We start from the raw sequence: 17,944 nt of genomic DNA, 5'->3' as shown, positions 1-17,944 counted from the left end.
AGACAGACGGGCGCGTGGTGGCACGCAATGGCGAACCGGCAGACGCAGAGCCCGGCGCTGGCATTCTCCATGCGGATGACGGGAGACGAGGAACCGACGCGCGGGATGCCAGCGGGCGTGGGCGATTCGATACGGGCCCGGTCATCGGCCGAGCGTAAGCCGCATCGCGCAGCCATCCATCACGATTTCCATAATCCCGGTGCGTCGGGTGGAGTTTGCACCTGCTTTCGAATGGATCGCATAAAGTATGTTGCTCCGTGCCCGTGAGTTCGGGAAAGGAGCTGCGGATCGATAACCGAGGAGGCTGGATTGAGCAAAAGCGCGTTGGGCACGACGGAAACCTGGCACATGGACGACGCGACCGCGGGTGTATGGATTCGTGCTGCTCATCTCGGCCGGAAGATGAAGGTGGAAAAGGGCGCCACCCTGTATCGACAGGGCGAACTCGGCTTTACCTTCTACTTCCTGTTGTCGGGGCGCATCCAGGTCTCGATCTTTCAGACCGACGGGTCCGAATTCATGCTCGAGATGATGGGGCCATGGGCGATGTTCGGCGAGAGTCCGGCGATGGACGGCCTCCCTCGCATTGCCACGGCCATTGCTGCCGAGCGCTCCGAGCTGATTGAATTCGACATCCGGGTCATCACCGGGGCCATTCCGTCCTGGCCCGAACTGGCCATCTCGCTGATGCGCATCGTCGCGCTCAAGCAACGCGTTCTGGCCTCCCGCATCAGATACCTCGCGCTCCCGAAACCCGACATGAGAATCGGGGAACTGCTGGGCAGGCTGGCCGAGTTGTACGGCGAGAAGCGCGTGGACGGCACGATGATTTCGATTCCGTTGACGCACGAACAGATCGCGGCCATGACCGGTGCGACGCGCGTTACCGTTACGCGCGCGTTGAAGCGGCTGACCGAACTGGGTGCGATCGAGATCAGGCAGCGACGCATCTGGGTCATCGACCCGTCGAAGATTCTGGGCTGATTTGGTAACTCGCTATACAGACAGCGGTCCGGGCAGACGCTTAGAGTAGGCGCGCTGGATTCACTTTCCTCGTCCCCTATCTGATTGAAGGTCCGCCATGAGCCATATCGAACGCCTGCGTCTTCCCGAAGACGACGCCACTTTCGGGAGCAACCGCATTTTCGACCTGTTTCAATACTCGCCGGCCGTGACTGCCAACGGGCTGGCGTTCATTTCCGGCCAGATCGGATTGCGCGCCGACGGCTCGATCCCGGACAGTCCCGAAGAGCAGATCGATGTCGCGTTCAAGCGCATCGAGGCGATTCTCGAGCATCTGGGGCTCGACTTCTCGGACGTGGTCGAACTGGTTTCCTACCATGTCGATGTCGGGGCTCACCTCGCCGTGTTTCGCGCGGTGAAGGAACGCTACATCCGGTCCGATTTCCCGGCGTGGACGATTCTCGGCATTGCGGCGCTGGCCCGGCCCGAACTCATCGTCGAAATCAAGGTCGTTGCCGCGACGAGAAAGTAAGCCGCACTTCATCACCCGCTTCCATTTTCAGGCACGATAGCGCCGGAATCGAGCGTGCCGCCCATTCGGGCGGTGGCGCACCTATCGAGTCATGGGAGTCGCGGTGAATCGCAGGTAGGCGAGCGCATGCGTGATGGTTCCTTGCGTTTCGAGTGCCGTTTTCATCCAGTAAATTATGGATTCCTATTTAATATGATGGAAGCCCGCGCAAAAACCGACGGATTTGCCTTTGTCGAATTCGTTTCCGCCCGCCCGATGGAACTCGTCGGGCTCTTCGAACACTTCGGTTTCCGGCTGTACGGAAAGTCGAAGAGCGGCGTGTTCATGATGACTCAGGGCGCGGCCGTGTTCCTCGTCAACGGCAACCCGAACGCATTCGAGCGACGTCATGGCGCGTCGGTGCGCGCGATGGGTATCCGCGTCGACGATGCGAATCTCGCTCATGCGCAGGCACTGGCCGGCGGGGCGTTGCCGGCGTCGGCCGTCGTCGAGGGGGAGTTCGTTGTGGATGCGCCCACGATCCTCGGAATCGGTGACAGCCTCGTGTATTTCGTCGACACCGAATTTGCGGGAAATTTCTCGATGCCCGTCGATGCGAGGAATGGCGCAACGGTGGATGCGAACATCCTGGCTGTCGACCACACGTCGAACATCGTGCATCCCGGGAATCTGGACAAGTGGGCAAACTTTTACCGCGACACCTTTGGCTTTGCGGAGAAGCAGTACCTCGAGGTCAAGGGGCACATGTCGGGAATGCGCGCGCGTTCGATGGTGAGCCCTTGCGGCCGCGTATCGATTCCCGTCGCTGCGGCCGCACACGATCGGCCGGGCGTGCTCAACCAGAACGACGAATTCATCCGTGACTACGGTGGAGAAGGAATCCAGCACATCGCGCTACTGACGTCGGACATCGAGGACACGATCCGCAAGCTCGCCGCGGCCGGTATTGAGTTCATGGCCGCACCGTCCAGGAACTACTATGCGGCGATCGACGCACGTCTTCCCGGACATGGCCTGGATGTGGCCCGATTGGCCGAAAGCGGTCTGCTGGTCGACGGAAAGGGGCCCACGAGAATTTTGTTGCAGCGCTTTACGAAGCGTCAGATCGGGCCGGTTTTCTTCGAGATCATCGAACGTCGCGGTGAGGACGGGTTTGGCGAAGGAAATTTCAAAGCCCTGTTTGAATCACAGGAGCAGGACCAGCAGCGACGCGGCACGCTGGGCTGACCGGGCCTGCGTCGGGGTTGCGTCGCCAGCCATCGCGATGACCCGACCGACGAGCGAGACGGCGTGCGGGAGCGCGCCTATCGAACAACATACCTTGGGTGCATGGAAACCATCCTGAAAGGTGTTGGACAGTGCCGCGACCGGGCGTTTATAAATCCAGTGAATTATTTCACGAGCATGGATCATGACCGCCACTATCGAACGCGTCGAAACGTTTCTCGTCGATCTGCCGACCATTCGACCGCACCGTCTGTCAGTCGCCACGATGTACGGACAAACCCTCATGCTGGTGAAGGTATATTGCAGCGACGGCGTCGTGGGCCTCGGCGAGGGAACGACGATCGCCGGGATGGGCTACGGGCCGGAATCGCCCGAGTCGATGAAGCTGGCGATCGATGTCTACCTCGGGCCGGCGATGATCGGCAGGGACGCCACGCGCGTCCGTGATCTGATGGCGCATCTCGGGAAGCTGGTGAAGGTCAATCATTTCTCGAAGAGCGCGATCGAGACGGCGCTGCTCGATGCGCACGGTAAGCGCCTCGGGGTGCCTGTCAGCGAGCTGCTCGGCGGCCGTTGCCGCGACCGGCTGCCGGTTGCGTGGACGCTCGCTTCAGGCGATACCGCGAACGACATCGCGGAAGCCGAGCGGATGCTGGAGGCGCGCCGTCACAAGATCTTCAAGCTGAAGATAGGTGCGAAGGCACCCGAGACCGACATCCGGCACGTCGCGGAAATCAAGAAGGCGCTCGGCGAACAGGCTTCCGTCCGGGTCGACGTCAACATGGCGTGGAGCGAGACGCAGGCGGCGTGGGCAATCCCGGCGCTGGCGGACGCCGGCTGCGAACTGATCGAACAGCCGGTCGCGTCGCCGGCGGCGCTTGCCCGACTGATGCGCCGCTTCCCTGTCGCGCTGATGGCCGACGAGAACCTGCAAGGCCCGGGAAGCGCATTCGAGATCGCGAGGAACGCGGGCGCGGATGTCTTCGCGATCAAGATCGAGCAGAGCGGCGGGCTGTTTGCCGCGCAACAGGTCGCGGCAATTGCCGATGCCGCCGGCATCGAGCTGTACGGCGGGACGATGCTCGAAGGCGCGGTCAGCACGATCGCGTCGGCCCATCTCTTCGCCAGTTTCAGGCACTTGCAGTGGGGCACCGAACTGTTCGGCCCCTTGCTGCTTACCGAAGAAATCCTGGCGCGCCCGCTCGACTACAGCGATTTCGAACTGACCGTGCCGACCGGGCCGGGGCTCGGCATCGAGCTCGACGAGGATCGCGTGCGTCATTTCATGCGCGACGGCCTGACGAAAATCAATCGATAACAAAGGACGAACCATGCTGTTCCATGTACGTATGGATGTGGCCATTCCGGCCGATATGCCGGCTGACACGGCGAACGAAATCAAGGCGCGTGAAAAGGCGTATTCGCAGGAACTGCAGCGCAGCGGAAAGTGGCGCCATATCTGGCGTATCGCGGGCGAGTACGCGAATTTCAGCCTGTTCGACGTGGAAAGCAACGCGGAACTGCACGACATCCTGATCGCGTTACCGCTTTTTCCGTACATGAAGATCGCGGTGACGCCGTTGTGCCGCCACCCGTCGTCGGTTCGCGACGACGACCGTTGAGCGGCGCGGCACGCATTTGTCCGACAGTCGCTAAGTCCAGTGCTTTTCCCCACGATTCCATAATGGAGACAGTCATCATGAGCATCAAGGTATTCGACACCAAGGAGGTCCAGGATCTTCTGAAGGCGGCCAGCAACCTCGAAGGGGCCGACGGCAACCCGCGCTTCAAGCAGATCTGCCATCGCCTGCTGAGCGATCTCTTCAAGGCGATCGACGATCTCGACATCACGCCGGACGAGGTATGGGCGGGTGTGAACTATCTGAACAAGCTCGGCCAGGACGGCGAGGCGGCGCTGCTGGCGGCAGGCGTCGGCCTCGAGAAATATCTCGACATCCGTCTGGATGCGGCCGATGCGGCAGCCGGCGTCGAAGGCGGTACGCCGCGCACGATCGAGGGGCCGCTGTACGTGTCCGGCGCGCCGGTGCGCGACGGCGTGGCGAGGATGGACATCGACCCGGACCCCGAAGCAGGCCCGCTCGTGATTCGCGGCATCGTGAAGGGCGTGGACGGCAAGCCGGTCGCCAACGCGGTGGTGGAATGCTGGCACGCCAACTCGAAGGGTTTCTATTCGCACTTCGATCCGACCGGCGCGCAGACGGAGTTCAATCTCCGCGGCGCGGTGAAGACCGACGAGAACGGCCGTTACGAATTTCGCACGCTGATGCCGGTCGGGTACGGCTGCCCGCCGCACGGGTCGACCCAGAAGCTCCTGAACCTGCTTGCCCGTCACGGCAACCGTCCGGCCCACGTACACTTCTTCGTCACGTCCGACGGTCATCGCAAGCTGACGACGCAGTTCAACATCGAGGGCGATCCGCTGATCTGGGACGACTTCGCATATGCGACGCGCGAAGAGCTGATCCCGCCGGTCAAGCAGAAGACGGGCGGCGAAGCACTCGGGTTGAAAGCCGATCAGTACATGGAAATCGACTTCGATTTCGTCGTGACGCCGCTGGTTCAGGGCAAGGACAACCAGGTGGTCGACCGCCTGCGCGCGTCGGTCGCCGCGTAATCGTCCGTTCCGGGGCGCGCCGACGGTTGCCGGGCGCTTTCCGGTTCGCGCGAGCCAGGCATGCGGCACGGCCTGCGGCGCTTTGGAGGAGACACTTGAGGAGATGACACGTGCCCGATGAAACGACAACGCAAGCGCTCCATGACATCCGGTCCGTCTTGCCCGACCGCGCGAACGATCTGGCGCGGCTGCTGATCCTGAGGAGAAGCGGCGTGCCGACGGTTACCGTGATCGGAAAATACAATCATGGCAAGAGTCGTCTCCTCAACGAACTGATCGGCTCCGATGTCTTCTCCGTCGCGGACAGGCGCGAGACGGTCCGCCTGTCCGACCGGATACACGACGGCGTGCGGTGGCTGGATGCGCCCGGGCTCGATGCCGATGTCGCGATGAGCGACGACCATCATGCGCGGCAGGCGGCGTGGCTCGAATCCGACGTTCGTCTGTTCGTTCACGCGGCGAAGGAGGGCGAGTTCGATGCGGCCGAGATGAGCATGCTCGCCGAATTGCGCGTGGACGATGTGCGCACGCGGCGGCGGACACTGATCGTGCTGACCCAGGTCGATCAACTTTCCGACGATACCGAATCGCATGCCGTCGCCCACGCCATTCGCTCGCAGATGCCGGGTGTCGAACTGCGCCATGTGTCTTCCGCGCGCCATCGCAAGGGGCTCGACGAGGGCAAGGGGCTGTTGCTGGAGCGCAGCGGCGTTCCCGCGTTGCGCGAGGAGCTGAAGAAGGTCATCACGGACGTGCCGACGGCGCGCGCACACGAGACGGAGCTTCTGGTTGACGAGATCAGTGCGCAGCTGACGGAACTCCGGGCGGTTCGTCACACGCGGCTTCATGCGTTGCGCGACCGTCAGGCACGGCAGCGGCACGATTTCGACGCAGGTTTGCGGGCGGTCATCGACAAGGTGAGCCAGGACGTCCTGGTCGCGTTGGCGGTCAATCGCGGCGACGACGCGCTGATCCCGGATACCGCGAAGGACGTGTACGGCACGACCGCCGGCAAGCGCGAGCGCAACCGGCTCCAGATCAGCTACTCGCGCGCCTGCATCGAAATCGACAGCTTCCTGGTCGGGCAGGGCGTGGTCGAATTGCCGGCGGAGCAGCAGACCGCGTCGAGCAGCATCAACTCCGTCATGATCGCGGTCATGGGTGTATCGGTGAAGCTTCACAAGGAGTTGAACCGGATCTTCGGAGAAGCGGCGGGGCGCGAGCGCATGCAGCGGGACTTCACGCACTACTACGAGCTTTCGGCGGACAGGCGCGCGCTTGCCGCGCAGATCCAGGATGCCGAAGCGGCACTTGCCGCGACGGAGCAGGCGCTGGTTGCATTGAGCGCGTTCAACCCTGGCGTGGCCTCGTGAATCATTCCAGCGAACACGCATTGCTTGCCCGGCTGAAGGCACTGGTATTTGCCGACCGGGACGCTGCCGATATCCTGCACGCACTCGAGCACTGGCTGGCCGGGTATATCGCGGAGCTGCGGGCGCAACGGTTCGCCCGTGACGGTCTGGCGGCCGGCAGCGCCCTGGCCCGTCGGATCGACGCGATCGACGGCGCGCTGTCCCGTATCGCGACGGCACTGTCGGGCGAGCAGGCGGACATGAAGGCGGCGGAATCGCTGGCCGACCTGTTTCGGGACCGCGTGCTGCTGCTCGTGTTCGGCAAGTTCAACGCGGGGAAGAGCGCATTCTGCAACGTGCTGGCCGACCGCTTTCGCGCGGCGGGCGAAACGACGCGCTATTTCCGGATCGAGAACGGCGTCGCGGTCGAATCGGACATACCCTTCGTCGAAGGCGCGACGGAATCCACGGCCCGCCTGCAAGGCGTGCGGCTCGGCGAAAAACTCGTCGTGCTGGACACCCCCGGCCTGCACTCGATGACGGGCGAGAACGCGTCGCTGACCCGGCGCTTCATCGAAAGCGCCGACGGGCTGCTGTGGCTGACGAATTCCACGTCGCCCGGGCAGGTCCAGGAACTCGACGAACTCAACCGGGAACTGCGGCGCCGCAAGCCGCTCTTGCCGGTCGTCACGCGAAGCGATTTCTTCGATGAAGACGAGGTCGATGGCAAGATCCTCAAGGTTTTGCGGAACAAGTCCGCGGAGAACCGCGCGTTGCAGGAAGCGGACGTCGAGGTCCGCGCCAGAGAGAAGCTGGTGGCAATGGGCGTGGATGCCGGCCTGCTCGAGCCCCCCGTCTCGATCTCCGCGTATCTCGCGCGGCACGATGGAGGAACGCCGGGAGCGATGATCGCGGCGGGCATGGAGCGGCTGTTCGGCGCGCTGCTCGGCATCGTCGATGCGACCGTTTCCTACAAGGACCGCAAGCGCGCCGAGATACTGCTGCACCATCTTCAGGAAAACGCGGCGGATGCGGCTCGCCGGGACGTCTACCCGCTTCTCGACGAAGCGGAAACCGTTGCGCAAGCCGCGCTCGACGATTTCGAGCCGCTGCAGTCGCGGCTCGCCAATGCGGTGTGGCGCAGCGTGGTGCCGACTCTGCCCGGTCTGCTGGACGCATACGCGGAAACCCGGGATTCAGGTGCGCTGTACGGGAGCCTCTCGCGGTCGATCGACGCCGCATTTTTAAAAGAGGCGTCGGTCCGTCTTGTCGACTATGCATTGCCCGAGGCGTGGATATCGGAGCTGGGCGCGTCACCCGTCGATGGTGAAGGATGGCACGTTGCGAAGAAGCCGGAGGCGGATCTGGCCGGAGCGTCGGGCGATGACGTCGACGTGAGGCAACTGTACGACTCGCTCGACCTGCTGGTACGCAACCGGGCCAGTCACCTGGCAAAGGCCGCGGTCGCGCGGTGCGGTGTGTCTGTCGAGCATCTGTCGGCCGACATCGCTGCCACGCGGAATCGGCTCGACGCACGAGAGCAGGAACTGAACGGTTTCGCGAGGCGGGTCCGGCATGAACTGGCCTGAATGCCGGGTCGGCCGATACCGCGGATGAGCGACAGGCGGTGACCCGAGCCGGATCGTGCAGCTGAACGGCAAGCGTGTTTTTTATCTTCGTTCGGCGCGTCCTTTCGTCGCAAAACGGCATCGTCGAACGCTCCGATGGCAAGCCGCCCGATGCGTTGCCGAATCGGGAACGGCTCCGCAGCCGCGCCGAAGCAAGGCGCTCGTCGGGCAATCGCCATTTCTCCACAACGAGCGACGCCGGCATCGCGTTCGTCTCTGCCCACCCGTCGCCGGCGCGGGCCCGCAACGGGCCGCGCGCCCTGCCCCTGCCCATTGCCCGCACGCCATGTTTAAATAGCGGGGCTTCCGTTGCCGGCGCTGGCCGGCACGGGCCGGCATGTCCGATCGACACCGTGAGGACAGACGACATCCAATGCCGCACCGGCCACCCCGGCGCGGCCCGATAACATTCCGAGGCATCACTTCATGACCATCCTGTTTCGTCTTCTCGCGCTCGCCTGCGCGCTCTGGCTGGCCGCCTGCGCCGCACCGCCGTCCGCCAGCACCGGCACGTCCGCTGCCGCCGCACCGGACGCCAGCGAACGCCGCGGGCTCGGCACCGCATGGGGCGAGTCGGTACGATCCGAAACCCGCCAGATCGATTTCGAACGCGCGGATCCGTCGAAGCCGACGGATCTCGCGTCGGTTTACTACAACGATGCGTTGCCGGGACACCCCCCGGTATCCGAGATTCGCCGATTGCCGACCCGCGTCGCGCTTGCGAACGGGGATATCGCGCTGTCGTTCACAGATGAAAAGGGCGTGCCGATGCGTCTCGCGCGCAGCGACGGCCGCTGGCACATGGCGGGCGTCGAGGGTTCGCGCTACAACATCGTGCTGCGCAACCAGGGGCGCCGCACGTTCGAGGTCGTGTCGAGCGTCGACGGGCTCGACGTGCTGTCGGGGCGGCCGGGCCGCTATACGAACGGCGGTTACGTGCTGTATCCGGGCCGTACGTTGACGATCGAGGGCTTTCGCAAGAGCCGCGACGAAGTTGCCGCGTTCCGTTTCGCGGCAGTGCCCGACAGCTATGTCGCGAACTCGAAGTACGGAGACGCCGCGAACGTCGGCGTGATCGGCGTGGCGCTGTTCGCGCAGAAGGACAGTGAAGAGGAAGCGCTGCGCCGCAACGCGAATCCGTTCCCCGGCAACGACAACGGCTATGCGCCGCCGCCCGTACCTCGCCGCGAGTGACCGGATGTCGTGGATCGGCCGCGTGCGCCGCGACGAACGACGCACGCGCTGGGATCCTGACGCGGGCGTGCCCGGACGGCAGGCCGGGGCGCGCGACGCGGCCCGCGGCCATGCTGTGCGAAGCGTGCGAATGCGGCGCGGCTCGATGTTGTCGGCGGCGTTGAAGCTCGCGACGCTGGCGCTGCTGGTTTCGCGTGTCGCCGTTGCAGGCGCCGAAACGCCGGCGCCCGAATCGGTGCGCCTTGCCAACGGCCGTTCGATCGAATGGGCGCGCCCGAGGTTGATCGAGGTGGATACGGTCCGCCGCAAGACGGCGACGCTGGTCGTGCCGGCCGCGCTCCGGCGAGCGCTTGCGGATGCGTCGAGCGTCGCGTTTCCGTCGGACCGTTCGAAGCGGATCGACGGCAACGAGTATGTGCTGGTCGTCGTCAACCGTTCGTCGAGCAGCCGTCCGACCGGATATTGCGGTGCCGGAGAGGAAGGGGCGCTGTACGTGCTGGAACTGCACGGCGCCCGCGCGGTTACGAATTTCTCGCTGCCGGTTCAAAGCTGTCTCGAGTCCGTTTCGCTGGAAACCGACGGCGGCGCGCAATCGCCCTATCTGGCGATCGCGTGGCGCGACGACCCGGTCGGCATCGACATCCGGTGGGAATATCTCGCGCATGGCGGTGCAACGCACCGCGTCTATCGTTTCGTGAACGGGGCGTTTGCCGAGGTCGAGGCTCCCCGGTAACGCGGTCGTGCTGCGGCACAATGGCCGTTCGAGTCCGTATGGGGTGCTTCCCCGCCACCCAGACCGATGGAGAGTTGCATGGCGTTACCCGCTTTCAGGTACCATCCCGACCCGCTGGCCACCGGCAGCGTGATCCGTTCCGGCGCACGCTGCGTGTGCTGCGGCGACGTGCGCGGTTACGTGTACGCAGGCCCCGTGTATGCGGTCGACGAGTATGAGCAATGCATCTGCCCGTGGTGCATCGCCGACGGTTCGGCGCATGCGCGGCTCGATGCCGTCTTTACCGATACCTGCGGCATCGGCGACGGCGAATGGGACCCGGTGCCCGAAGCGGTGGTCGACGAGATCGCGTGTCGCACGCCGGGCTTTCAGGGCTGGCAGCAGGAGCGATGGTGGACGCATTGCGGCGATGGCGCGCAGTTCATCGGTCGCGCGGGCGCCGACGAACTGACCGCGCTCGGTCCGCAGGCCGTCGCGTCGATCCGGGCGTCGACCGGGCTCGACGACGACGCGGAGTGGGCGCGCTTTTTCGCCGCACTCGACAAGGACGGCTCGCCGACCGCGTATGTGTTCCGCTGCATCCATTGCGGCGAACCCGGGGGCTACCAGGACAGCGACTGACGGCCGGGCCGGCGGCGGCGTACGACGATCGCAGGCAATCCCGTCGTCATGAAACAGAGGAATCTTCGTGAAGTTCATCCACGCGGCAGACATTCACCTTGACAGCCCGTTGCACGGCCTGAGCGCGTATCCCGACGCCCCGGCCGCGCAGTTGCGCAACGCGTCGCGCGAGGCGCTGAGGCAGCTCGTGGATCGCGCGATCGAAGAGGAAGTCGCATTTCTCGTGATCGCCGGCGACCTGTACGACGGCGACTGGAAGGATCACAACACGGGCATCTTCTTCGGCCAGCAGATGGGGCGCTTGCGCAAGGCCGGCATTCGCGCGTTCGTTCTCGGCGGCAATCACGATGCCGAAAGCGAAATGACGAAGAAGCTGACGCTGCCCGACAACGTCACCGTGTTCAGCCAACGCAGACCGGAAACCCACAAGCTGCCCGAATTCGACGTCGCGCTGCACGGGCAGAGCTTCAAGGACAAGGCCGTCGTCGACAATCTCGCGATCGGCTATCCGGACCCGGTGCCCGGCTATTACAACATCGGCGTGCTGCACACGGCACTCGAAGGCTATGCGGCGCATGCGAACTACGCGCCGTGCACGCTGGCCGAGCTGCACGCAAAAGGCTACGACTACTGGGCGCTTGGCCACGTGCACGAATTCCAGCAATGGTCGGGGCCGTCCACCGTCGTGTTCCCGGGCAACCTGCAGGGGCGTCATATCCGCGAGACGGGCCGCCGCGGCGCGGTGCTCGTGACGGTCGAGCAAGGCCGCACGCAGGTCGAGCGGCTGTATCTCGACGTGCTGCGCTGGGAGGCCGTGTCGGTCGACGCATCCGACTGCTTCACGGTGGCCGACCTGTCGAGAAAGATCGGCCAGGCGCTGGAAGCGCTGTTGAACGTCGACGGCCATGTGCCGCGTGCGGTGCGCGTGACGGTCACGGGGCGCACGCCGGCGCACGGCCTCTTTTTCGGCCGCGCGCCGCAGTTGCGTGCGGAGGTGCTGAACCAGATCGGCATCATCGGCAACGAGCGGCTGTGGCTCGAGAAGGTCCGGCTCGCGACCTCCGCGGCGGATCGGCAGCCGGGCGAGAGCGAGCAGCTGGAAGCGCTGGAGGACCTGAAGCAGATCCTGGCCGACGCCGCTCAGGATCCGGATTTCCTCGCGCTGCTCGAACGCGACCTGAAGCCGTTCGTCGGCAAGGTGCGCAGCGACGTGAAGGAGGAGGTGCCGTTGTTGACGATGGCGCGCGCGGGCGAGCTCACGGCGCTGGTGGAACAGGTCGGGCCCGCGCTGCTCGCGCGGCTCGCGAGGGGGGAGTGAGCGATGCGGATCAGCCAGCTCGATCTGATCAAGTACGGCAAGTTTACCGACGAGACGCTGCGGTTCCCGTCGGCCGGCGAGGATTTCCATGTGATCGTGGGGCCGAACGAGGCCGGCAAGTCGACGATCCGCACGGCCGTGTCCGAGCTGCTGTTCGGGATGAAACTGCAGACGCCGCTCGATTTCCTTCACAGCACGCCTGAACTGCGGATCGGCGGCGTGCTGGAGAGCGGCGCGGGCGAACTCGCGTTTCATCGCGCGCGCGGCCGCAGTCCGTTGCGCACGCCGGCCGACGACAGGCTGCCCGACGACTATCTGGCCGCCGTGCTCGACGGCGCGACACGCGAATTCTTCGAGCAGATGTTCGGGCTCGATCACGGGCGGCTGGTCGACGGCGGCCGCAGCATTCTCGACGCATCCGACAAGCTCGGCCAGGTGCTGTTCGAATCGGCCGCCGGCGTCGGCAGCCTCGGGCCGGTGCGCGAGGAGCTCGAGGCGCGCTCGCTCGAACTGTGGGCGCCGCGTCGCAGCGGCAGCGCATTCGCGCTGGCCGAAACGTCGTTCAACGAAGCCGTGACCGAACTGAAGTCGGTCCAGGTGCGCACGCGCGACTGGGTCGAGCGCAAGGACGCGTGCGAAGCGGTCGACCAGCAGATCGAGCAGGCGCGTGCGGAGCAGCGCCGGCTCGAAGCGTCGCGCTCGAAGCTCGAACGCGTGCGGCGGCTGGCGCCGTACCTGAAGGAGCTGACGGTCAAGGACGCGGCGCTGGCCGAACTGGGCGCGGTCGTCGAGTTGCCGCCCACCGCGTACGCGGATCTGCTGAAGGCGCAGGGCGATCTTGCGGCCGAGCAGAAGGTGCTCGAGGAACGGCGTGCCGACCTGCTTGCGAAACGCCAGGTGCGCGGCGCGATCGACGCCGATGCCGATACGCTGGGGCTCGAAGCCGACATCGAAGCGCTCGACCGGCTGCGCGGCGCCTGCATGAATCACGCGCAGGATCTGCTGTTGCTCCGCGCGGACGTCGAGCGGCACCTGTCTGCCGCGAGTGCGGCGGCGGCCCAGCTCGGCTGGCCGACCGACGAAGCGTCGCTGCGCGCGGCGCTGCCGACCGCGCTGTCGTTGCAGACCGTCGCGAACCTGCTGCGCGAACACGGCATGCTGCACCAGGCGCTTGCCGGCGCGCGCGAATCGCTCGACGAACGCACGCGCGAGCTTGCGCAGGTGCGCGAGCAACAGGCGCGGCTGTCGACTGTCGACGTGCCCGAAGCGCTGCGCGCGGCGCTTGCCGACGCGCAGGGCTTTCGCAACAGCAACCAGCGCGAGCAGGCGCTGGAACATGAAATCGCCGCCGCCGAACGCACGTTGTCCGGCGCGCTCGATGCGCTCGGCCGGTGGCGCATGCCGGTCGACACCTTGCGTGCGCTCGACGTGCCGTCGGCGGCGCGTCTCGGTGCGTTGCTCAAGGAGGACAGCGAACGCGCAAGCGCGGCCGCCGCGGCGCGCGATGCGCGTGACGGCGCGCGCGAAGAACTCGACCGGCTCGAATTGCAGGAACGGCACTTCGCGGAAAACCACAAGGTCGTCACGACCGCCGAGGTACTGGCCGCGCGCGCGCGGCGCGACGGCGCGTGGGGCGAGATCCGCAGTGGCGCCGTCGATCTCGTGACGGGAGCGCCGGCGGTCGACGACGCGATTCGCCTTGCGGACGAACTCGTCGATGCGCAGCTTGGCGCCACCCAGGCGGCGGCGACGCTGCAATCGCTGCGTCAGCAGGTCGAGTCCGCGCGTGCCGGCTTGACACGCCGGCAGGCCGCGGCGACCGAGCGCGAGTGTGAACTGGCCGAGCATCGCGACGCATGGGCCGCGCTTGCGGCGACGGCCGCGGTGCCGGGCATGCCGCTGGCGGCGATGGGCGACTGGTTGTCGAAGCGCGACACGGTGCTCGTCGCGCAGGGCGATCTCGACCGCCAGCGCCGCGAGTTCGACACGATGCGTGCCGCACGCGCTGGTGCCGAAGCCTCGCTGCGTGCGGCGCTGCGTGCCGTGTCGCGAGGCGGCGAGTCGGACGGGTTGGCGGCGCTCGTCGCGAGCGCCGAAACTTTCGTGCAGTCGGCCGAGAAAGCGCTGGCGCAGAAGGACAGCCTTGAGGATCGCGCGCGGGAAGCCGAACGCGGATGCGCGACGGCACAGTCGCGGGCCGGCCATGCGCAGGCGGCCTACGACGCCTGGCACGCGCAGTGGCGCGATGCGCTGGCCGACGCGAAGCTTGGCGCGAGCGCGGCAACGTTCGCGGCAGCGGAAGGCGCGCTGGGCCTTGCCGGCGCGGTGACGGCCGAACTGGCCGATGCCGACGCGCCGCGCAACCGGATCGCCGCGATCGGTGCGGAGCTGGACGCGCTCGAGGCCGGTGCGCGGCGGCTCGCTGCGGCACTTGCGCCGGAATGGCTGACGAGCGGCGACTGGCCGGATGTCGCACGCCGTCTGACGATGCGTCTCGCGGCCGCCAGGGAAATCGCGCGTGCGATCGATCGTGCCGACGAGGCCGTGCGCCAGGCCGACGGCAAGGTAGCGGATGCGTTGGCCGCGGTGGCCGGCGCCGATGCACGCATTCAGCCGCTGCTTCAACTGGCCGGCGTCGCGTCGATCGACGCGGCGCTGCCGCTGGCCGAACGCTCGGATCGCCGGCGTCAGCTGCGGCAGGCCCTCGAGGCCGCGCACGAGGCGCTGGTGCGCGATGGCGACGGTTTGTCCCGGTCGGCCGTGGAAGCCGAGGTCGCGGAACAGGAGATTGCCGACGTTCCCGCGCACCTGGAAGCGGTGAAACAGTCGCTCGGCGATGTCGGCCGGCGGCTGAACGAGCTGTCGCAGCAGCAGGTCGTGGCCGAGCAGGCGTTCGGCGCGATCGACGGACAGGCGAACGCGGCCGTCGCCGAGTCGAGGCGGCAGGAAGCACTGGCGGCGATGGGCGACGCGGCCGAACAGTATCTGGAGGCGGCCACGGCGAGCCGGCTGCTGAAGTGGGCGACGGATCGCTATCGCGACCAGAAGCAGGGGCCGATGCTCAGGCGCGCGGGCGAGATCTTCGCGGGGCTCACGCTCGGCGAATTCGCGCGGCTGACCGTCGATACCGAACGGACGCCGCCTGCGCTGTATGCGAGGCGCACGCAGGGGGCATCGGTGCAGGTTGCCGGGTTGAGCGAGGGGACGCGCGACCAGTTGTTCCTTGCGCTGCGGATCGCGGCGCTGGAGCTGCAGCTCGGCAGCCGGACCGCATTGCCGTTCGTGGCCGACGATCTGTTCATCAACTTCGACGACGCGCGTGCCAAGGCGGGCCTCGATGCGCTGCGCGATCTGTCGACGCGGACCCAGGTGTTGTTCCTGACGCACCACGACCACCTGCTGCCGCTCGTGAGGGACGTATTCGGCACACGGGTCAACGTGGTCGAGCTGCAGCGCGCGCCGGCCGGCGCGTGAGGCGGCATGCGGGGGGAGACCTGCGCGCGGGGAGGGTCATCGCGTACAGGTAGTATGTGCGGTTCCGAAACGCACGCGGCCTGTCCTTCCGGTCGCGGGTCTGGCCACACGAGGTGTGAACATGAAAAAGCTGGTAGCCGCCATTGCGTTCGCGGCGGACAAGCATCGCAATCAGCGGCGCAAGGACGAAGAAGGGTCACCGTACATCAATCATCCGATCGCGCTTGCCGACGTGCTGGCCAACGAGGCCGGCATCGAGGACGAGCGGGTGATCGTCGCGGCCGTGCTGCACGACACGGTCGAGGATACGGAGACGACCGAGCAGGAGCTGCTGCGCCTGTTCGGCAAGGATGTCGCGGACATCGTGATGGAAGTCACCGACGACAAGTCGTTGCCGAAGGACGAACGCAAGCGCCTGCAGGTCGAACATGCGGCGACCATCAGCCGGCGCGCGAAGCTCGTGAAGCTGGCCGACAAGATCTGCAACCTGCGCGACATCGTGCGGCATCCGCCGGCAGACTGGCCGCTCGAGCGCAAGCAGGCGTACTTCGACTGGGCGAAGTCGGTCGTCGACCCGATGCGCGGCGTGCATCCCGGTCTCGAAGCGATCTTCGACGCCGCCTACGACGCGCGGCCGGCGGACTGAGGCGCCGGCATGCGAACGCCCCGGTCCGCCGGATCGGCCGTGCGGCAATGGCCCGCCGTGGCGGGTGTCGATGTCGGCGGCGACAGGAAGCTGTGCGATCTCGTGATTCTGCGCGGGGTGACGATCGTCTGCCGAGAGGCGCGGATCGCGCCCGAGGCGGTGCCTGCGCTGTGCCTCGCCCATGACGTCGTGGCCGTCGGTGTCGACGCACCGAGCCTGTGGTGGGCGGGAAGCGGGCGCCGGGCGGCAGAGCAGGCGCTTGCGCGCGAGCGGATCTCGTGTTTTCCGACGCCGTCGCGGGAGCAAGCTGCAACCAGCCGGTCGGGCTTCTTCGACTGGATGTTCGTCGGGGAACGCGTCTACCGCGCGCTGGCCGACGCCTATCCGCTGTTGACCGGCCCGCGCTATGCGGGCGGGGGCGTGAGTTTCGAAACCTATCCGTATGCGATCACCTGCGCGATGCTCGGCAGGGCGGTGGCCTCGGCGAAGCAGAAACGCACTCAGCGCCGGCAACTGCTGGAGCGGCTGGGAATCGACGTTTCGACGCTGAAGTCCGTCGATGCGCGAGACGCGACACTGTGCGCGTTGACGGCGCAATACGTCATCGACGGGAATGCCTGTGCGTACGGCGATGCGGCGGGCGGATATATCCGCGTGCCGATCGTGAGCGAGACGCTCGTTCTCGATGCTCCGTAGCGGCATCACGCGGCACGAGCAGCGGGCGATTACCGCGGGCCGTGACGACGAGGTGAGCTTTTACGGGAGACGGCAGCCTGACTGACGATGCTGTCGAGCCCCGGTTGTCGACCGCCGCGCGTCGCGACGATCGGCGCACCCGACGCGAAGCCGATGCGCCGGGGCGATCCGGCGGCGCGGTTCAGTCCTCGAGGATGGTTTTCGGCACGCTGGACAGATCGCAGGCTTGCGCCTGGTCGAAGTAGCTTTCCGCATCGTCGATCATCACGACGGCGACGTCGATCAGTTCGTCGAGCCGTTGCAGCAGCGATTCACGCCACTCGAAGTCTTCGTCGCGTTCGGGCGTCTTGTCCAGTTGCTCGATGATCGAGTCGGCCGTCTGCAGGAACGGAATCGCCTGCTGATAGTTCTCGATCGAGACCATCGCTGCGTTGCGTGCGCCGACGAGCCGCTCGCGGTGCTCGTCGGCCAGTTCGGATTCGCCGCTGATTCGCGGCAATACATCCGAGATGCGTTGCAGAAGCGGTGGCGCCTGCTCTTCCAGCAGGGTGGCGCGCTCGCGCAGTGCGGCATATTCGTCGCGAAGATCCGTGTCGCCGGGTTGGGTGGTGCTGTCCATCGTCGATATGAGTGCGTGGTTCGGTCGCCGCATGATACTCGACAGCGCCGGCGGCCTTGGCCGTTTCCAGGTTGCCTGCCGTCGGGATCGAGGGGCGGTTTGCGTCATATCTATATGAAGCCGTTCGCATGACGATGTGCGCCTCGCCATGCCCCGACCCGCCGTGCGCGGCAGCGCGCGGCGGGTTTTCAAAATATTTCACAAAGGGGCTTGCGCGGTTCGGGTCGGATGCCTACAATCACGCCTCTTTCGCGCTAACGGAAACACGGCGCGGAAGGGGAAGCGAAGCTGGTGGTGTGCTGCAGT

General features: G+C 66.1%; 17 protein-coding genes and 1 pseudogene. 17 read left to right on the top strand and 1 reads right to left on the bottom strand.

Going from position 1 to position 17,944, the window contains the following annotated elements:
* The first annotated feature begins 348 nt into the window (after positions 1-348).
* From GQ57_RS34915 to GQ57_RS34845, 17 genes and pseudogenes are all read left to right on the top strand, one after another.
* On the top strand, positions 349-984 hold the full coding sequence (locus tag GQ57_RS34915) for a Crp/Fnr family transcriptional regulator (protein WP_152603433.1): 636 nt from the start codon (positions 349-351) through the stop codon (positions 982-984).
* Positions 985-1,081: 97 nt separating this feature from the next.
* Complete coding sequence (locus tag GQ57_RS34910; RefSeq protein WP_031403166.1) at positions 1,082-1,495, top strand: RidA family protein; 414 nt, start codon at positions 1,082-1,084, stop codon at positions 1,493-1,495.
* Positions 1,496-1,687: 192 nt separating this feature from the next.
* Positions 1,688-2,722, top strand: a complete 1,035-nt coding sequence (locus tag GQ57_RS34905) for a 4-hydroxyphenylpyruvate dioxygenase family protein (RefSeq protein WP_031403167.1) — start codon at positions 1,688-1,690, stop codon at positions 2,720-2,722.
* A 181-nt stretch (positions 2,723-2,903) separates the two neighbouring features.
* Positions 2,904-4,040 carry a muconate/chloromuconate family cycloisomerase gene (locus GQ57_RS34900; protein ID WP_174923282.1) on the top strand — a complete coding sequence of 379 codons (1,137 nt, stop codon included), beginning with the start codon at positions 2,904-2,906 and terminating at the stop codon, positions 4,038-4,040.
* A 13-nt stretch (positions 4,041-4,053) separates the two neighbouring features.
* Positions 4,054-4,344 carry a muconolactone Delta-isomerase gene (catC, locus tag GQ57_RS34895; protein WP_031403170.1) on the top strand — a complete coding sequence of 97 codons (291 nt, stop codon included), beginning with the start codon at positions 4,054-4,056 and terminating at the stop codon, positions 4,342-4,344.
* A 77-nt stretch (positions 4,345-4,421) separates the two neighbouring features.
* Positions 4,422-5,357, top strand: a complete 936-nt coding sequence (gene catA, locus GQ57_RS34890; RefSeq protein ID WP_031403171.1) for a catechol 1,2-dioxygenase — start codon at positions 4,422-4,424, stop codon at positions 5,355-5,357.
* A gap of 110 nt (positions 5,358-5,467) precedes the next feature.
* Positions 5,468-5,806, top strand: a pseudogene (locus tag GQ57_RS44325) (GTPase); the annotation flags it as partial.
* Between the two features lie 45 nt (positions 5,807-5,851).
* Positions 5,852-6,730 carry a hypothetical protein gene (locus GQ57_RS34885; protein WP_326929206.1) on the top strand — a complete coding sequence of 293 codons (879 nt, stop codon included), beginning with the start codon at positions 5,852-5,854 and terminating at the stop codon, positions 6,728-6,730.
* Positions 6,727-8,298 (top strand): dynamin family protein, encoded by a 1,572-nt coding sequence (locus tag GQ57_RS34880; protein WP_052001583.1) that lies wholly within the window; start codon positions 6,727-6,729, stop codon positions 8,296-8,298. The genes GQ57_RS34885 and GQ57_RS34880 overlap by 4 nt, the downstream gene beginning before the upstream one ends.
* 74 nt (positions 8,299-8,372) lie before the next feature.
* Positions 8,373-8,744: a hypothetical protein gene (locus GQ57_RS42550; protein WP_152601954.1), complete on the top strand. Its 372-nt coding sequence runs from the start codon at positions 8,373-8,375 to the stop codon at positions 8,742-8,744.
* 19 nt (positions 8,745-8,763) lie between these two features.
* Positions 8,764-9,531 (top strand): hypothetical protein, encoded by a 768-nt coding sequence (locus GQ57_RS34875; RefSeq protein WP_034200264.1) that lies wholly within the window; start codon positions 8,764-8,766, stop codon positions 9,529-9,531.
* A complete protein-coding gene (locus GQ57_RS34870; protein WP_034200263.1) occupies positions 9,500-10,264 on the top strand; it encodes a hypothetical protein in 765 nt (254 codons plus the stop codon). The genes GQ57_RS34875 and GQ57_RS34870 overlap by 32 nt, the downstream gene beginning before the upstream one ends.
* Before the next feature lie 78 nt (positions 10,265-10,342).
* Positions 10,343-10,885, top strand: coding sequence for a CbrC family protein (locus GQ57_RS34865; RefSeq protein WP_034200262.1), 543 nt, complete (start codon positions 10,343-10,345; stop codon positions 10,883-10,885).
* A gap of 67 nt (positions 10,886-10,952) precedes the next feature.
* Positions 10,953-12,203, top strand: coding sequence for a metallophosphoesterase family protein (locus GQ57_RS34860; protein ID WP_034200261.1), 1,251 nt, complete (start codon positions 10,953-10,955; stop codon positions 12,201-12,203).
* A 3-nt stretch (positions 12,204-12,206) separates the two neighbouring features.
* Complete coding sequence (locus tag GQ57_RS34855; protein WP_034200260.1) at positions 12,207-15,677, top strand: ATP-binding protein; 3,471 nt, start codon at positions 12,207-12,209, stop codon at positions 15,675-15,677.
* Between the two features lie 121 nt (positions 15,678-15,798).
* Positions 15,799-16,323, top strand: coding sequence for an HD domain-containing protein (locus tag GQ57_RS34850; RefSeq protein WP_031403179.1), 525 nt, complete (start codon positions 15,799-15,801; stop codon positions 16,321-16,323).
* A 9-nt stretch (positions 16,324-16,332) separates the two neighbouring features.
* Positions 16,333-17,019: a DUF429 domain-containing protein gene (locus GQ57_RS34845; protein ID WP_034200259.1), complete on the top strand. Its 687-nt coding sequence runs from the start codon at positions 16,333-16,335 to the stop codon at positions 17,017-17,019.
* A 181-nt stretch (positions 17,020-17,200) separates the two neighbouring features.
* Here the strand turns inward: GQ57_RS34845 and GQ57_RS34840 are convergent, their stop codons facing one another.
* Complete coding sequence (locus tag GQ57_RS34840) at positions 17,201-17,671, bottom strand: hypothetical protein (RefSeq protein WP_034200258.1); 471 nt, start codon at positions 17,669-17,671, stop codon at positions 17,201-17,203.
* Positions 17,672-17,944: the final 273 nt, after the last annotated feature.

Origin of the sequence: Burkholderia sp. MSh2 (assembly GCF_000731655.1) — a bacterium.
Taxonomy (GTDB): domain Bacteria; phylum Pseudomonadota; class Gammaproteobacteria; order Burkholderiales; family Burkholderiaceae; genus Burkholderia; species Burkholderia paludis.
Note: the sequence above shows the minus strand (reverse complement) of the source record. Positions and strands in the feature narration are given on the sequence as shown.

Bases quoted from the DNA above. Each gene is read 5' to 3' on its own strand.
- GQ57_RS34915 (WP_152603433.1), top strand. From the start codon at position 349: ATGGACGACGCGACCGCGGGTGTATGGATTCGTGCTGCTCATCTCGGC.
- GQ57_RS34910 (WP_031403166.1), top strand. From the start codon at position 1,082: ATGAGCCATATCGAACGCCTGCGTCTTCCCGAAGACGACGCCACTTTC.
- GQ57_RS34905 (WP_031403167.1), top strand. From the start codon at position 1,688: ATGATGGAAGCCCGCGCAAAAACCGACGGATTTGCCTTTGTCGAATTC.
- catC (WP_031403170.1), top strand. From the start codon at position 4,054: ATGCTGTTCCATGTACGTATGGATGTGGCCATTCCGGCCGATATGCCG.
- catA (WP_031403171.1), top strand. From the start codon at position 4,422: ATGAGCATCAAGGTATTCGACACCAAGGAGGTCCAGGATCTTCTGAAG.
- GQ57_RS34885 (WP_326929206.1), top strand. From the start codon at position 5,852: ATGCTCGCCGAATTGCGCGTGGACGATGTGCGCACGCGGCGGCGGACA.
- GQ57_RS34875 (WP_034200264.1), top strand. From the start codon at position 8,764: ATGACCATCCTGTTTCGTCTTCTCGCGCTCGCCTGCGCGCTCTGGCTG.
- GQ57_RS34870 (WP_034200263.1), top strand. From the start codon at position 9,500: ATGCGCCGCCGCCCGTACCTCGCCGCGAGTGACCGGATGTCGTGGATC.
- GQ57_RS34865 (WP_034200262.1), top strand. From the start codon at position 10,343: ATGGCGTTACCCGCTTTCAGGTACCATCCCGACCCGCTGGCCACCGGC.
- GQ57_RS34855 (WP_034200260.1), top strand. From the start codon at position 12,207: ATGCGGATCAGCCAGCTCGATCTGATCAAGTACGGCAAGTTTACCGAC.
- GQ57_RS34850 (WP_031403179.1), top strand. From the start codon at position 15,799: ATGAAAAAGCTGGTAGCCGCCATTGCGTTCGCGGCGGACAAGCATCGC.
- GQ57_RS34845 (WP_034200259.1), top strand. From the start codon at position 16,333: ATGCGAACGCCCCGGTCCGCCGGATCGGCCGTGCGGCAATGGCCCGCC.
- GQ57_RS34840 (WP_034200258.1), bottom strand. From the start codon at position 17,671: ATGCGGCGACCGAACCACGCACTCATATCGACGATGGACAGCACCACC.